The sequence below is a fragment of the Erwinia sp. JH02 genome (genome assembly GCF_013074405.1).
Taxonomy (GTDB): Bacteria; Pseudomonadota; Gammaproteobacteria; order Enterobacterales; family Enterobacteriaceae; genus Erwinia; species Erwinia rhapontici.
In genome coordinates this window covers 31,626-45,809 of the sequence record NZ_JABANZ010000022.1, presented here as the reverse complement: position 1 = coordinate 45,809, position 14,184 = coordinate 31,626, and the positions used below count along the sequence as shown (strand labels likewise).

Below are 14,184 nucleotides of genomic sequence, written 5' to 3'. Positions count from 1 at the left end.
TCTGTTCTGGCGTGTAGTAAATGCGCGTTCTTCGTTTCATAGCAACGTCCCCCTTGATTAAGGATAGCGTTGCATCGACCCGTTGAACTCACAGCGAACAGCGGACATCCATAATTGTGTGCATGCGGCCATCACGGTGTATGAATCGACCGGGAGCAGGTCAAAGTCTTACGCCTTGCTTGACCATAGATTGTTTGAAAAATACCCTTAATTTGACCATTCCTAAAAAATGAATTATGATAATCGTCAAATGGAGGTGCATAATGATTAAACACACCACAGCAGAAAGAGAAATCAACACTTCGGCTAAGCTGAATGAGTACCAGTTGAACCTTCTGAAAAGGATTAACAACCTCGCTATTTCCCTGATGCCTGAATTTGAAGACAAAAATCAGGCTATGAATGCTATCACGCTGGATGACGGTTCACTGATGCAATTGCTTTACACCGTTCAACTCGAGCAGAACACACGCGTCAACGACTACGAAATGCGTAAAGTGCGCCGTCGTCGCGAAAATCTGGAAAGATTTTATCGTGAGCTTCAGGAGTTGGGCGGTACGCTTAAGGTGAACGACGTGGTCGATATCCTTGGCATCACACGCCAGGCGATCAGCATTCGCGTTAAGAAGAACAAGCTTTTAGCATTCAAACAAAACGGTGATTTTATTTTCCCGAAATTTCAGTTCACTGATAATGGGCTAATTCCCGGCTTTGAAGACGTGATGGCGGCATTCGAAGAGGATACACATCCAATGTTGCGGTTGGGTGTGCTGAAATCACTGATAGAGGTTAATAGCGAAGGCCCGCAAAAGACGCCGATTCAAATCATGCTAGACGGTGCTAAAAAGTGTGAACTTAGTCTGGCCATACGTGCGGCTAAACAGTTCGGAAATCAAGTAGCCAGTTAACGGATTTAAAAGAGGGGCCAGCCAGCCCCTCTTTGATTTACATTGGTTCTGGCGTAATTTCGAATCCAAGCAATTCTTCGAACATCTCTTCACCTGACATCGTTCCTTTGTGCCACCCCTTAGGGAACATGCCTTCGTCAGTTTCGACGTAACTGGCATAAGGCCACATCCCCTGAGGGGTATCGGTAAAGGCTGGTGTACTACCCGGTCGTTCCCAAAAGGCATAACAACGCTTATAGCGCTTATGTCTTGAGGTATAGGCAATCCCGTCATAGTCACGCCCGAAATGCGTATAAAGATGTTCCATTAGCCACTGAGGAAAGGTGTAATCCTCGTTCTCTAAGCTATCCAAAGGGATATGTAACAACTCACAGAGTGCTACAACATCAATCACTTTCACCGTTCTCACGACATCCACAGAGCACATATAATGTTGTGAAAGTACCGATTCAGGATAAGAAATCGTTCCTTTGAGATGGAACAAACGCCCGTATGCTTCCGCTGCCGCCGTTAACGCAGAGTCAGAGGCATACCATACCGCTACACTTCCCCCAAGAGGGTTGTATCGCCCACAGTCGTCTTTCTCAATTGGCGCGCTGAAGTTGATTGCGCTTTTATACAACTTCCTTTGATGACGCTTCAAAAGACCAAGGCCTTGTTGAATGTCAATCGCCGGAATACGTCCAAAATTGTTTTGTGCAGCAATCCCTTGTGCAACAACAGTTTTATCAAATGTCCATTTGAGCATTTTTAATTCTCCTTCTATAAACAGATTAAGCCATAGGCTCGTCTCCATATTGATTGAAAAACAATCCCCGCTGTGCTTGCCCAGCAGGGTTCGCGAGACCACGTGCATCTCAATCTCGATTATACCAAGAAAATTTTCTATGTTTCAGAAATTTAAGAAGTTTTTTTCAAAATAATTCGTATACCTTCTCGATATATTGGTAGGTTTGAAAATAAGAAATAACGCAGAAAGTTTTACCGAAAGGAGGACCATACAGATCCTTATCAAGAGAATTAGAAATACAAACTTCACTGGATACTGTATTTTTCGTGAAGATAGTTTGAGTTTCTCAGTAAGCGTCTAGCGAGAGCCGTATTGGCAGCATTATCCAGAGATTATTCCCCGGGCAGGATGACGCGCCACGGCAGGAGTTATCTTACGCGACTGACCGGCCGGTTGGCGATTACCGACAGTACATGGCGTAGATAATGTTCGGGATCGATGCCGTTCAGGCGGCAGCTCCCGACCAACCCTTACCGCTACGCGCCACGATTGCCGCCGTGATCCGAGCCGAAGAACAGGTAATCTTATCGGCCCAGGCTCACCGTTCACAACGCGTTTTCCGCAGCCGTCGAAGGCATAATACTTCCGCTCCTAGCACGCAGCAGACAAACACCTGACGCTGAAGGTCTGCTGAGAGCGAACAACGGACATTCCATCTTATTACTCATTTGATTGCGGGACGGCCCACGCTCAGAAGTTGCCTGCGGCTACACATTCCTCAGAAAGCTGGACAAATCCAGTTTGTTCATCTAACCTATCTACTAGTAGGTAGTTTAGTGGTTAAGTATTCTACCCTTCGTTAATGAAAACACAGGAGCTCCAATGTCTAATTCAGTCAAACCTCATGCTTCCGCCGAAGATATCAGCAACGTTCGTGAAGCCGTACGCGCAGAGCCCGGTCTGGGCAATATGTCTTTCCAGGTGAAAGCCCATTCCCATGGTGGACTGGCGGTTCGCGTTGAAACCGGATCGTCGTTCCAGGATGGCAAGGAAGATCGCAGCCGCATTGGCAAGTTTTCTAATATCGGTGACGAACCGCCAGGCCTGTTAGGCACCGATTCAGGCATGAGCCCGACTGAGTACATTCTGCAGGCGCTGGCGGGTTGTTATACTGCGACTCTCACCCTGATGGCGGCTGAAAAAGGCGTGGAGCTCGAAAGCATCGATCTCGACCTCTATTTCGACATCGATATGAAGGGATTCCTTGGCCTGGATAAAAACGTACGCAAAGGTGCGAAGAGTATTCGTGTGGACGTTCGTCTGAACAGCAATACCGCCAGCCGTGAGCAGCTCGAAGAGCTGGTTCAGCTGTTGCCGGAAAGCTCACCGATCCATGACACGCTTGCAAACCCGGTGCCGGTTAACACCCGCCTGGTCTAATCATTGCCCAGAGCGTGATATCAGCGTGAAGCAGCCCCTGCATCAGTAAGATGCAGGGGCTGGAAGCCCCCACTGTCGTCCCTCCAAATATCTCTCATGACTGCCTGAACTCTTCGATACGGTATCCGCATTTTCGCTGAGCACGGCGCGCCACATCACCTTTTGCCCCGTTGCTTCTCCGCCAGTAGCAGCTCAAACACAGGCACTCTTCATACTTGCAGCTCCGGACAGCATATTGCACATATCTGAGCCGTTTCAGAAATGCGTGTTGAGCGATCGGGTCAGGCGGCGAAGACCTTCTTCCAGCATTGCGCGGGGGCAGGCAAGATTCAGCCGGATGTGCCCATCGCCGTTGCCAACGAACATTCCCGCATCCTCTACCAGAACTCCCGCCTGTTGAGCGAAGTACAGGGCGGTGTATTCTTTTCCGCTGACGGATGAAAGGGGGCTCAGGTCAAGCCAGGCAAGATAGGTGCCATCCGGAATATCAAAACGTACCTGTGGGTGATGTTCTTCAAGCCATGCGCGAAGAAATACAAAATTGCCGTCAATATATTGCCGGACCTGCGTCAGCCAGTTATCGCACTGTGACCAGGCGGCAAGGTTGGCGACAAGGCTAAGCGGTGAAAGCATGTCATCGTACAGCCTCAGCCACGACGTGCGGATAACCGGATCGGGGATCATGATATGCGCAAGCAGGTTGCCCGCCAGATTGAAGGTCTTACTTGAAGACATGCAGGTGATAATCTTATTACTGTCCGGAAAAAGAGAAGCCGCCGGCGTGTGTTTGATTCCCGTGCGGGATAAATCACAGTGTATTTCATCTGAGATGACCCATACGTCGTTTTGCAGGCAGATCTCTGCCATCCGGTGCAGCTCGTCCCGGCGCCATACGCGACCGGTTGGATTATGAGGATTGCACAGGAAGAAGACCTTTATGCCCAGTTGCGGATCCTTAACAAGCCGCTCCAGGTCGCTAAAGTCCACCGACATTTCTCCAGAGGCATGAACCATAGGACAGCTGACGACCCGGCGTCCGCTGTATTCTCCTGCTTTCTTGAACGACGCATAGGACGGGGTAAGGATCAGTACGCTTTCGTTCTCACGCGTCAGTAAAGGAACCAGGCGGTTGAGTGCCGGGATAATGCCCGGTGAGAGAACGATACTTTCGGGCGCAAAGCGGTATCCATAGTGTCGCTGGCACCAGCCGGCAAAAATCTCCAGATATTCGGGGTTATATGCCCGCGTATAACCGAGGATTTTTTTATTGAGCCGTTCATGAACAGCATCGAGTACGGGCTGGGGGGTGGCGAAAGCCATGTCCGCCACCCACAGGTTTATAAAACCGCCCTCAGGTGCCGATGGTAGGCCCCCGGTATGTCCGCCAAACATATATTCACGCCAGCCCTCAATGGTCAGGCTGTCCGTTCCCGATCTGTCGACAATCTCATCAAAGTCGTATCTCATCCAGGTATCCAGTTAAGTATTTTAACAATCTCGGCCCTGCGCGAGTCCTACGACGAGTAAGTCTGCAGGGGGATGGGCATGAGGTTATGCCCTGCCCTGAGATTGCCTACCTACTAGTTGGATTGTCAAGTCATAATCATTCCTGCGGCTGACGTCCCGGTGTTACCGTTTCCGGCGCGGGGCACCGATCACCAGAACAATACCGGCGAGCACGGCCACCGTGGACAGCAGCATCCTGAGACTCAGGGATTCCCCCAGAAACAACACGCCACCCAGCATGGCAAGACAGGGAACGCTCAGCTGAACCGTGCTGGCCGTTACCGAGTCAAGATGGGGCAAAAGGGAATACCAGAGAACGTAAGCACCGGCAGAGGCGGCCGCACCGGCAACCACGGCGAGGATAACTCCCTGAACGTCAGAATGTAGGCCGCTGCTGATAAACGGGGTGAGGATAAGCGCCAGCGGCACGGCAATAAGAAAATTTCCTGCGGTGGCAACGGCTCCCCCGGACTGGTTTCTTCCAGCAAGGGTGTAAGCCGCCCAGGCCAGTCCTGCAAGGCCCATTATTAACGCGCTGCAGACCGGAGGGGCCTTCGCACCAGGCAACAGAAGCGCACCAATGCCGCCTGCGGCCACGACCAGTCCCGTGGTCCTCAGCATGGTCAATCGTTCTCCTGCGAGTACGCCGTGCACGACCATTGTCAACTGCACCATGCCAAACAGCAGCAGCGCGCCTGTTCCGGTATCAAGGTGAATATAGGCAACCGAAAAGCACATCGCGTACGCCATCAGAAACAGCGCGTTTTTCAGGTTAAGCGAACCGCGTAGCTTCTCTTTATGCCGGATTAACAACGGCAGTAACACCAGCGCACCGCTTGTCAGACGCAGATCGGTGAATGTCACCGGATCGATATGCCCGCCCCTGAGGGCAACGCGGCAAATTATCGAATTCGCCGCAAAGGCGAGCATGGCAGTAACAATCTTGATAACAACGGAAAATCGCATGGTCGTGGGCTCTCAAAAAAGGCAGAGCGTAAACTACCAACTGGTAGGTAGTCAAATTTGACCCGCGAAACTCCCGTCATTCAGCAGAATTTATGCAGGCACGCGGTACCCACAAGGGTGAATGTTATTACTACAAGGCTTGTCACACACCCATGATGATAATATAATCTACCAACTAGTAGATTGAATGGGGTTAATTATGACAACGATGACGCGGGAACGACTCCTCGGCGAGGCCGAGCATCTCATGCGGGAAAAAGGCTATTCTGCCTTCAGCTATGCCGATCTGTCCAAAATTATCGGCATCACCAAGCCCAGCATACACCATCACTTTCCGACGAAAGACCTCCTTGGTGAGCAGGTGGTCAGGCAGGCGTTAGTCGATACCCGGGCAACCTTTGATGAAATCCTGGCGACAAAAAGCTCGCCGGCAGAGCAGATAGCCGCTTACGTGGACCTCTTCGTACAGAGTTACCGGGCCTCACTTCTGCCGCTGTGCTGCGCGCTGTCGGCCGAAACGGCCAACCTTCCCCAGAATATTATTGAGCAGACGTCGCTCTATTTCGATATGCAGATCAGCTGGCTGACAGGCATTGTTGAGCGCGGGATTGCTGCCGGTGAATTTTCTACAGGAATTGGCGCCACGGATGCCGCACTGATGATTATTAACCTCTGTGAGGGGGCGAGCGTCGTGGCACGGGCAACGGGCAGAGCTGAAGTCTTCAGCAACAGCCTCAAACATATACTGATGTTTCTGAATCTAAAAACCGGAGCTTAAAAAATGCAGGACTGGAACAATTACCGCACAGAACTGATGCAGCGCCTTGGCCAGCTTGGCAAGCTTGCCCCTGAGACCATGAAGGGCGTGATGACGCTCGGCAGCGCGGGTAACAAAACCGATCTGCTTGGCGCAAAGGTCCGCGAGCTTATCGCGCTCGCCTGTGCAGTCACCACCCGCTGCGACGGCTGTATTGCGTTTCACGCGGAGGCCGCCATCAAAGCCGGTGCCACCGATGACGAAATCGCAGAGGCGCTGGGCGTGGCCATCAACCTGAATGCCGGCGCGGCCGCAGTCTATTCTGCACGCACGCTGGATGCCGTCAGCCAGATGAGAGGCTGACAGTCGCTCAACGGTCGATAAAAAAGGGCTTACAGCCCTTTTTTTACCTCTTCAATCGCGCTGGCATAATAGGCCGCATGCTTTACGCCGGGTATGCGCCTCACCATCTGCCCCTCTTTGAATATCAGCACCGTTGGCAGGCCCCAGATTTCATATTTGGTCGTCAGCACGGGCGCCTGATCGACATTAACCCTACCCACCTGAACGTCGTCGTCAAGCTGGCGGACCAGGGCGTTAAAAAATACTTCACTGGTCTGACAGGGCGGACACCACGGAGCAGAAAAGCGCACCACTGACACCCCCTCATAGCGTTCAATATCGCGAAAATTATCTTCGTTGTAGCTGGTGATTTCACGCACTCTTTATCTATCCTCATGATTTTAAGTGATATGCCTGTAACGGAGCATCAGCTTTTCCTGAACATGAAAAACAGTATAAATAATTCCTGTTGACCTATCAACTAGTAGGTAGGTATAGTGACCTTCATCAGCTGACCGGCGAATGCTGCATACAGACATCACCAGGAGACTCCTGAACTGTCTGCAACCACTTCCCGATTCTGGCTCTTTCAATCAATGATTTACGAGGTATTCAATGAGCATGTTATTCACGTCATACAGCCTGTCCGGTCTCGAATTAAAAAACCGTGTGGTGATGGCCCCGATGACCCGCACCCGCACGATGAATGACGTTGCGGATGAGGTTATTGCGCTTTATTACGCTCAGCGTGCATCGGCAGGCCTTCTCATTACGGAAGGACTCCCGGTCTCAGAAGAAGCGCGTGGCTACCTTTATACCCCGGGCATTTACACCGACGCGCACGTTGATGGCTGGCGCAAGGTGACGGACGCCGTCCATGCAAAAGGCGGTCGTATTTTCGCCCAGCTGTGGCACGTTGGCCGCATGTCCCACGTTTCCCTGCTGCCGGGCCAGACGGCACCGGTCTCGTCAGGGACCGTGCAGGCAACCAACACCACTGTATTTGCATTTACTGACTCCGGAGAACCGGGTCCCGTAACGCCGAGCGTGCCGCGTGCGCTGGAAACGGATGAAGTCCGTCGCATTACCCAGGACTTCGTTAATTCAGCCCGTCTGGCAGTGGAAGCCGGCTTTGACGGCGTTGAAATCATGGCGGCTAACGGCTTTATTTTTGACCAGTTCCTCAGCAGCGCTCTGAACCAGCGTACGGACGGTTATGGCGGCACCGTTAAAAACCGCCAGCGCTTCCTGCTGGAAACCATCGACGCCGTCTCTTCGGCCGTTGGCAGCACGAAGGTCGCCGTAAGGCTCTCCCCATTCGGGCGTATTTACGATCTCGCGCCTTATGAAGGTGAAGAGGAAACCTGGCGTGAAATGGCAACGGCTCTGGGGCAGCGCGAGCTGGCTTACGTGCATCTTTACTACCAGCCCGTCTATACCCAGGCGCCGGTATCCGCAGGCTTCAAAGCGGCCTTCCGCAAGGCATTTGGCGGGACGCTTATCGCTGCCGGCGGATTCACCCGTGAGATCGCGGAAGACGTGCTGACAGAAAACGAAGCCGACCTGATCGCGTTTGGGGTCCCGTACATCGCTAACCCGGACCTGGTCGAAAGGATGCAGAACGGCTGGCCGCTGGCCGAAAGCGACCGCTCAACTTATTACGGCGTCAGCGGCAATCCGGAAAAAGGTTACACCGACTATCCGGTCTGGGCAGCTGAATAAGGTATGCCTTCCGGCGCGTTACCCGGCGGCATCGCCGGGTAACGGCATCCGGAATGACCAGTTTAACTATTTATCGGGAGTACAAAAATGCAAACCCTCAAGCCTGTTATCACCCTGGATATCTGGTCAGATTTAGTCTGTCCGTGGTGCTGGATCGCCAAAAAACGCTTTGAAAAAGGGCTGGCCGCCTTCGAACATCGCGACAGCGTCGTGATACGCCACCACGCGTTCCGTATTTCAGGCGATCGCCCGGCACTTCCCTTCCGGGAGGCGCTGTATAAAAAATTCGGCGGGCAGCAGGGCGCCGAACTGATGATGAATCAGGTGGCAACGGCCGGTAAGTCAGAAGGCCTTCAGTACAATTTTGACACCATGCTGTTTGGCGATACTGAAGATGCGCTGACGCTGCTGGCTGCTGCACGCCAGGCGGGCGTGGGTGATGCGGTTGCAGAGCGCCTGTACCTGGCCGGCACCACCGAAGGGCGTTCCATTTTTGACCCCTCGGAACTTATCAGACTGGCTGAAGAAGCCGGGATGCAGGCGGATGAAGCGCGCAGTGCGCTGGAGAGCGAGACCTTCCGGTCCTCCGTGGCGGAAGATGAGGCACACGCCCGTTCCATCGGCGTCAGCGGCGTTCCGATGTTCCTGCTGAACGAGAAATATGCCATCAGCGGTGCCCAGTCCGCCGAAAACTTCCTCAGCGCCCTGCGCCAGGTCTGGGATGAAAAACAAGATGAACTGTCCGGAACAGCCGGTCAGACCTGTGGCACCGGTGGCTGCAGTATCTGAGTACCCGACGCCGGCAGTCTGGCTGCCGGCAGAATAAAACCTGTAAACAGTGGAGTCAGAAATGAGCGATTTCTTTAAAGGTAAAAAGCTGCTGGTCGTTGGCGGCACGAGCGGTATGGGTCTGGAAACGGCGCGTATGGTGCTCAACGCCGGCGGCAGCGTGGTGCTGACGGGCAACAGGAAAGACAAAGCAGAAGCGGTAAAAACTGAGTTGAGCCAGTATGGCTCCGGTTCCGTCTCGGTGATTGCCGCAAACCTGATGACTGAAGAAGGCATGAACGCCATCCGTCAGGAAATCAATACGCATCACCGTGACATCAGCCTGATGGTGAACTCTGCGGGCATCTTCATACCCAAGAGCTTTACCGAGCACGATGCAGCAGACTATGACATGTATCTGTCGCTTAACCGCGCCACGTTCTTTATCACTCAGGACGTTGTCAAAAACATGCTGGCCGATAAGCGCGAAGGGGCGATTGTGAACGTGGGCTCCATTGGTGCTCAGGCCGCGCTGGGCGATTCTCCGGCGTCGGCTTACTCGATGGCCAAAGCCGGCCTGCATGCGCTGACCCGCAACCTGGCGACAGAGCTGGCCAGCGCAGGCATACGCGTGAACGCGGTTTCACCGGGGATTGTGCATACTCCAATCTACGAAGGCTTTATGGCCAAGGAAGATATTGCTGATGCCATGAAGGCCATGAACGATTTCCATCCGCTGGGCCGTGTCGGTACGCCGGAAGACGTGGCGAACACGATAGTGTTCCTGCTGTCGGATAAGGCATCCTGGGTGACCGGTGCTATCTGGGATGTGGACGCCGGGATAATGGCGGTACGTCGCTAAAAGGCGCTAAAACTTTCAAACAGCTATCTTAACCGCCCCTCTGCAGGCTAATTTTACAGCGAGCAGAAAGGGCGGTTTTATACCTTCTTCGCAGGATAACCTCCATTCACCGCACCACTGCTAATGAACTCTGGGATAAGGCAGAAGTGGGAGAGTTTATAGTTGAGTTCCAAAATCGTAACATCAACAACGCAGCAATATACGAAGTCGTACCAAAAGTTTATTTGTGATTACTAATCAGCACTTCAGTCACAGAAAGCCGCCTTGATTGGCGGTATTTTCGTACCTGCAGGCGACTCTAAACATAACACCTGAAGCCCCCTCTATCAGCGAACCCCTTATGGCCTGAATGCCTGTTAAACCCTGCCCGTAAGGTCTTGACATGCTACCCGCAGATCAGTACATGCCGGTGTTAGCAACGTCCGCTTTTGGCACAAAGCTGCCCACCATTATGTCATCAGCAATGATTCTGCCTGCAACCAGTGCTCAAAATCGTGCAATGCGGATTCATTGACTGCGGTTTCAACCGATTTGACTAAACAAAATGTCTTACTCAGTTGTTCTGATAGCGGCCAGGGCGCAACCAGCGACCCGCTGTTAAGCTCTTTTTCGATGTAGATGCGAGGCAGCATGGCGACCCCTTGTCCTGCTAATACAGCCGCTATCGCCATTTCATGAAGGTCATAGCGGACACCCTGCGCCGGGTTATCAAGGACGATCCCGCTTTGCCCGGCATAATGAGGCCACGCTTCCGGATTCTGCCGTCGGTGAATACGGGGCAGAGTATTCAACTGACTAAAGATATCCTCGTCTGTTAACAGGCCGGGATGGCACACCGGCACCAGTTTCTCCTCAAAGAGAACGTGCATACGCATGCCTGCCCATGCGGGATGCTCAAAATGAATGGCTGCGTCAAAGCCACTCCCGGTGAGAATGAAGGGATCGGTTCTGGCCGCGATATTCAAGGTGATGTCCGGGTATAAAGACTGGAAGCCACTGAGGCGGGGGATAAGCCAGCGGCTGCAAAACGTCGGCAGGACGGCAATTTCCAGCGTTCTGCTGCCTTCGGGCATTCCCATAACGTACTGAGTATCGCGTTCGAGCCGTTCCAGTATTTGCCGCACGTGATGGGCATAGCGCGTCCCCACTGGATTGATCTTTACCCGGGTTCCCGTACGGTCAAACAGTCTGCAATCAAGCAGAGACTCCAGGCGGGCAATCTGACGGCTGATGGCGCCTTCCGTTAATGACAATTCCTCTGCGGCCCGCGCAAAATTACCGTGCCTGGCGGCAGCCTCAAACGCCTGAAGTGAAGCACTGCTGGGAATTTTTCTGCGCATGAATATGACCTTATTCAAAAAGGGTAATGAGCGGTTAGTGACATAATGTCACTAATGGTTGAGTAAATATCAATTTATTACCGAAATGGCGGCCTGTAGGATGAGTAAAAGTCACTAAGCAGGCTATTGAGTACCTGTTATTTATTCATGCCGAGGTCACTATGAGCAATCCGTCATTACCAGGCCGTCAGATTGGGGATTTTTGGGTGACAGCCCTCAGCGATGGCACGATGTCAGCGAGCCTGGAGTTACTGTCAGGTATTGAGACCGCAGAAGCGGCGGCTATTCAGCATAACGCCCGGATCGCTGAACCCGGCAATATCCATATCAACGGGTATCTTATTCAGGGCAGGGGGCGGACCCTCCTGGTCGATGCTGGTGCGGGAGGTCTGAACAACGTCGGCGGGCAGCTCAAAGAGGCGCTTGCTACTGCTGGCGTCAGCCCGGATGACGTGGATACCGTATTACTGACGCACGGTCATCCTGACCATATTGGGGGGCTGCTGGATGCTGAAGGGCAACCGGTATTTAATCAGGCAGAACTTTATCTCCATCCGCTTGAAGCGAGATACTGGCAGGATGATGAACAACGAAAAATGGCGAATGAACGCGGGCAGCGCAATTTTGATCTGGCCCGCCGAACGTTAGACGCCTATGCCCGTAAAGTGCGCCTGATTGGTAAGGGCGAGGTGGCTGAGGGCATTCTCCCGGAATGGTTGCCGGGTCATACGCCAGGGCATACGGGTTTTCGCATCACTTCAGGCGATGAATGCTTATTGATTTGGGGAGACATCGTCCATTTCCCCCATATCCAGTCAGCACGCCCCGACGTTTCAATTGTCTTTGACTGTGACCCCCTTCAGGCCAGAGAAACACGGGAAAAAATCATGGCTCAGGCGGTAAGAGAAAATCTTCTCATCGCTGGAATGCACTTAGACAGTACAGGGTTTGCCAGGGTGTTTAAGGCGGGTGAGGGATACCGTATTGCCTGACCGGAAAATAAATGGGGGTTGATTTCATCAGTCCGACCGAAAGCCCACCGTAAGCCAGCCCCCAGAAGAGGAGGACACCGCTACCATCAACCACCTGACCCGCGAGGGCGGCGCCCAGCGCAACGCCTACATTCAGCCCGGCCAGCAGCCAGGTCATGCCTTCTGTTAACTGACGTTCAAAAACCTGACATTCAACGAGTGACATGGCCACTATCGGGGTTGGGGCGAAAAAGGGCCCGCTACCAGGACGGCGGCCGCCAGCGCGGTAAGATGGGTGACCAGTATCAGAGGGACAGTGGTTGTGGCAGTGGCCAGCCCGCCCAGCCCCAACAGCCGATGGAGTGGGGTTGCTCGCGGGGGTTAGGCGCGCCGGGATTGTCCGAAACTGCGCCGAATTTTCCGCCAATGCGCGCATTAGTGAGAATAGGTGTTATTATCATTTGGATCTTAAAGTGTAAGAAATATTTATATATCAATACAGTATTAAGGGCTTATTTAAGGGAGGGATTATGTCGCAAAACGCTTTAGCCAGTGACTGGCTGCCGTTGACCCCGGCTCAGCTCGACTTCTGGGAAGAATTTACCTGTCACCGCGACCGTGCGTTATCCACGGTGGCACATTTTGTGGAATTTGGCTGCGGGGTGGATAGCGGCGCGCTGCGCAAGGCCATCGAAGCCACCCTGGCGGAGACCGATGTCTTCGCCCTGCAACTAACGCTGCCTGCCGGGGCCAGCACGCCGTTGCAGCGCGTCGAGCCATCCCGCGTGCCGAAGCTGCAGCGGTTCGATCTGCAGGACTGTGACCATCCGCAGCACGCGGCGCGCCATATCATGCAGGCGGATATCGATAAGCCGCTAGACCTGCTGAACGATGCGCTGGCGGCAGCGTGGCTGATCCAGCTCGCCCCTGAGCGCTATATCTGGTACACCCGCGCCCACCATATGATTATTGACGGCTTCGGCATGGCGCTGATCGAGCATCGCTGCGCGGCGCTGTATCGCCATTTTCTCGGGCTGGCAGAGGCGGGCGAGCCGCTGAACCGCTTCCCGGCTTTCCTTGATGAAGAGATGTCGTGGCAGGCCAGCTCCCGCTACCTCAAAGACCGCCGCTACTGGCGGCAGTGGCTGGACAGCGATCCGCCGCTGGCGGTGTTAAGCGCCGGGCGTGAGGATTACTGTCTGGCGCCGCTGCACGCGGAGCAGGCGCTGACGGGCGCGCTCAACACCCGCCTGCTGCAGGTGGCGCAGCACAGCGAAACTGGCTGGCCGGACCTGCTGCTGGCGCTCTCCGCCGCCTGGCTGTGCTTCACCCTGCCGCTGCGGCGTGACAATCCGTATGCGCCGTTCCCGGTGTGGGTGCCGATGATGAACCGGCGCGGCAGCATTGCCGGTTACGTGCCCGCGCTGGCGGTGAATACGCTGCCGCTGATGATCGACATCAGGCCTGGCGAAACGCTGGCGCAGTTCCTGCCGCGCGTCACGGCGGACGTGCAGCGCCTGCGCAGCCACGGGCGTTACCGCGTTGAACAGCTGGCGGCCGACTATGGACTGTCGAGCGGCGAGCGCTTCTTTTATACGCCGTTGATTAATGTGATGCCGTTTGATCCGCCGGATTTTAGTGGCTGCGACAATACGCGCTATGTGATGGCCAGCGGCAATGTGGACAGTTTTAACGTCAGCTGGCGCGGGCGCAGCGATGGCAGCGAGCTGATACTGGATATCGATGCCGACCCGCAGGTGCATCAGACCGATTTTGCCGGGAAAGTCGCGCAGCTGCAGGCGTTTATGCAGCGCGCGCTGGCGACAGAGCAGTGGCATACGCCGATTGCGCAGTTGATTTAACCCTTCAGGG

14 protein-coding genes and 2 pseudogenes are annotated in these 14,184 nt (G+C 53.9%); 9 read left to right on the top strand and 7 right to left on the bottom strand.

What is annotated here, in order from left to right:
* Nucleotides 1-263 precede the first annotated feature (263 nt).
* Nucleotides 264-908, top strand: a complete 645-nt coding sequence (locus HHI26_RS24915; protein WP_171149962.1) for a DNA-binding protein — start codon at nucleotides 264-266, stop codon at nucleotides 906-908.
* A 37-nt stretch (nucleotides 909-945) separates the two neighbouring features.
* Here the strand turns inward: HHI26_RS24915 and HHI26_RS24910 are convergent, their stop codons facing one another.
* Both HHI26_RS24910 and HHI26_RS24905 read right to left on the bottom strand, forming a co-directional pair.
* Complete coding sequence (locus HHI26_RS24910) at nucleotides 946-1,656, bottom strand: RES family NAD+ phosphorylase (protein ID WP_171149961.1); 711 nt, start codon at nucleotides 1,654-1,656, stop codon at nucleotides 946-948.
* Between the two features lie 410 nt (nucleotides 1,657-2,066).
* A pseudogene (locus HHI26_RS24905) lies at nucleotides 2,067-2,261 on the bottom strand (transposase domain-containing protein); the annotation flags it as partial.
* A gap of 259 nt (nucleotides 2,262-2,520) precedes the next feature.
* Here HHI26_RS24905 and HHI26_RS24900 point away from each other — a divergent pair.
* A complete protein-coding gene (locus tag HHI26_RS24900; RefSeq protein WP_171149960.1) occupies nucleotides 2,521-3,078 on the top strand; it encodes an OsmC family protein in 558 nt (185 codons plus the stop codon).
* Between the two features lie 255 nt (nucleotides 3,079-3,333).
* Here HHI26_RS24900 and HHI26_RS24895 read toward each other — a convergent pair whose 3' ends face one another.
* Together HHI26_RS24895 and HHI26_RS24890 are read right to left on the bottom strand one after the other, a co-directional pair.
* Nucleotides 3,334-4,545, bottom strand: coding sequence for an aminotransferase class I/II-fold pyridoxal phosphate-dependent enzyme (locus tag HHI26_RS24895; protein ID WP_171149959.1), 1,212 nt, complete (start codon nucleotides 4,543-4,545; stop codon nucleotides 3,334-3,336).
* Between the two features lie 162 nt (nucleotides 4,546-4,707).
* Entirely contained in the window at nucleotides 4,708-5,550 is an 843-nt protein-coding gene (locus HHI26_RS24890; protein WP_171149958.1) for a DMT family transporter, read from the bottom strand.
* Between the two features lie 199 nt (nucleotides 5,551-5,749).
* Between HHI26_RS24890 and HHI26_RS24885 the strand changes: the two genes are divergently transcribed.
* The gene (locus HHI26_RS24885; protein WP_171149957.1) at nucleotides 5,750-6,328 is read left to right on the top strand and encodes a TetR/AcrR family transcriptional regulator; all 579 of its coding nucleotides are present in this window, start codon (nucleotides 5,750-5,752) and stop codon (nucleotides 6,326-6,328) included.
* A 3-nt stretch (nucleotides 6,329-6,331) separates the two neighbouring features.
* A complete protein-coding gene (locus tag HHI26_RS24880; protein ID WP_171149956.1) occupies nucleotides 6,332-6,670 on the top strand; it encodes a carboxymuconolactone decarboxylase family protein in 339 nt (112 codons plus the stop codon).
* A 29-nt stretch (nucleotides 6,671-6,699) separates the two neighbouring features.
* On the opposite strand, the gene HHI26_RS24875 is transcribed toward HHI26_RS24880, so the two are convergent.
* Nucleotides 6,700-7,029, bottom strand: coding sequence for a thioredoxin family protein (locus HHI26_RS24875; protein WP_171149955.1), 330 nt, complete (start codon nucleotides 7,027-7,029; stop codon nucleotides 6,700-6,702).
* A 235-nt stretch (nucleotides 7,030-7,264) separates the two neighbouring features.
* On the opposite strand from HHI26_RS24875, the gene HHI26_RS24870 reads away from it, so the two are divergent.
* The 3 genes from HHI26_RS24870 (at nucleotide 7,265) to HHI26_RS24860 (ending at nucleotide 10,001) form a co-directional block, all read left to right on the top strand.
* Nucleotides 7,265-8,371 carry an alkene reductase gene (locus HHI26_RS24870; RefSeq protein WP_171149954.1) on the top strand — a complete coding sequence of 369 codons (1,107 nt, stop codon included), beginning with the start codon at nucleotides 7,265-7,267 and terminating at the stop codon, nucleotides 8,369-8,371.
* Between the two features lie 87 nt (nucleotides 8,372-8,458).
* Entirely contained in the window at nucleotides 8,459-9,160 is a 702-nt protein-coding gene (locus HHI26_RS24865) for a DsbA family oxidoreductase (RefSeq protein ID WP_171149953.1), read from the top strand.
* 61 nt (nucleotides 9,161-9,221) lie between these two features.
* Nucleotides 9,222-10,001, top strand: coding sequence for an SDR family oxidoreductase (locus HHI26_RS24860; protein ID WP_171149952.1), 780 nt, complete (start codon nucleotides 9,222-9,224; stop codon nucleotides 9,999-10,001).
* 449 nt (nucleotides 10,002-10,450) lie between these two features.
* On the opposite strand, the gene HHI26_RS24855 is transcribed toward HHI26_RS24860, so the two are convergent.
* The gene (locus HHI26_RS24855; protein WP_171149951.1) at nucleotides 10,451-11,341 is read right to left on the bottom strand and encodes a LysR substrate-binding domain-containing protein; all 891 of its coding nucleotides are present in this window, start codon (nucleotides 11,339-11,341) and stop codon (nucleotides 10,451-10,453) included.
* A gap of 161 nt (nucleotides 11,342-11,502) precedes the next feature.
* On the opposite strand from HHI26_RS24855, the gene HHI26_RS24850 reads away from it, so the two are divergent.
* The gene (locus tag HHI26_RS24850) at nucleotides 11,503-12,333 is read left to right on the top strand and encodes an MBL fold metallo-hydrolase (protein ID WP_171149950.1); all 831 of its coding nucleotides are present in this window, start codon (nucleotides 11,503-11,505) and stop codon (nucleotides 12,331-12,333) included.
* A 76-nt stretch (nucleotides 12,334-12,409) separates the two neighbouring features.
* On the opposite strand, the pseudogene HHI26_RS24845 reads toward HHI26_RS24850, so the two are convergent.
* A pseudogene (locus HHI26_RS24845) lies at nucleotides 12,410-12,681 on the bottom strand (MFS transporter); the annotation flags it as partial.
* 161 nt (nucleotides 12,682-12,842) lie between these two features.
* On the opposite strand from HHI26_RS24845, the gene HHI26_RS24840 reads away from it, so the two are divergent.
* A complete protein-coding gene (locus tag HHI26_RS24840; protein ID WP_171149949.1) occupies nucleotides 12,843-14,174 on the top strand; it encodes a condensation domain-containing protein in 1,332 nt (443 codons plus the stop codon).
* Nucleotides 14,175-14,184: the final 10 nt, after the last annotated feature.

Excerpts from the sequence above, each read along its gene's own strand:
- HHI26_RS24895 (WP_171149959.1), bottom strand. The coding sequence starts at position 4,545 with ATGAGATACGACTTTGATGAGATTGTCGACAGATCGGGAACGGACAGC.
- HHI26_RS24860 (WP_171149952.1), top strand. The coding sequence starts at position 9,222 with ATGAGCGATTTCTTTAAAGGTAAAAAGCTGCTGGTCGTTGGCGGCACG.
- HHI26_RS24840 (WP_171149949.1), top strand. The coding sequence starts at position 12,843 with ATGTCGCAAAACGCTTTAGCCAGTGACTGGCTGCCGTTGACCCCGGCT.
- HHI26_RS24890 (WP_171149958.1), bottom strand. The coding sequence starts at position 5,550 with ATGCGATTTTCCGTTGTTATCAAGATTGTTACTGCCATGCTCGCCTTT.
- HHI26_RS24865 (WP_171149953.1), top strand. The coding sequence starts at position 8,459 with ATGCAAACCCTCAAGCCTGTTATCACCCTGGATATCTGGTCAGATTTA.
- HHI26_RS24910 (WP_171149961.1), bottom strand. The coding sequence starts at position 1,656 with ATGCTCAAATGGACATTTGATAAAACTGTTGTTGCACAAGGGATTGCT.
- HHI26_RS24915 (WP_171149962.1), top strand. The coding sequence starts at position 264 with ATGATTAAACACACCACAGCAGAAAGAGAAATCAACACTTCGGCTAAG.
- HHI26_RS24850 (WP_171149950.1), top strand. The coding sequence starts at position 11,503 with ATGAGCAATCCGTCATTACCAGGCCGTCAGATTGGGGATTTTTGGGTG.
- HHI26_RS24880 (WP_171149956.1), top strand. The coding sequence starts at position 6,332 with ATGCAGGACTGGAACAATTACCGCACAGAACTGATGCAGCGCCTTGGC.
- HHI26_RS24855 (WP_171149951.1), bottom strand. The coding sequence starts at position 11,341 with ATGCGCAGAAAAATTCCCAGCAGTGCTTCACTTCAGGCGTTTGAGGCT.
- HHI26_RS24870 (WP_171149954.1), top strand. The coding sequence starts at position 7,265 with ATGAGCATGTTATTCACGTCATACAGCCTGTCCGGTCTCGAATTAAAA.
- HHI26_RS24900 (WP_171149960.1), top strand. The coding sequence starts at position 2,521 with ATGTCTAATTCAGTCAAACCTCATGCTTCCGCCGAAGATATCAGCAAC.
- HHI26_RS24885 (WP_171149957.1), top strand. The coding sequence starts at position 5,750 with ATGACAACGATGACGCGGGAACGACTCCTCGGCGAGGCCGAGCATCTC.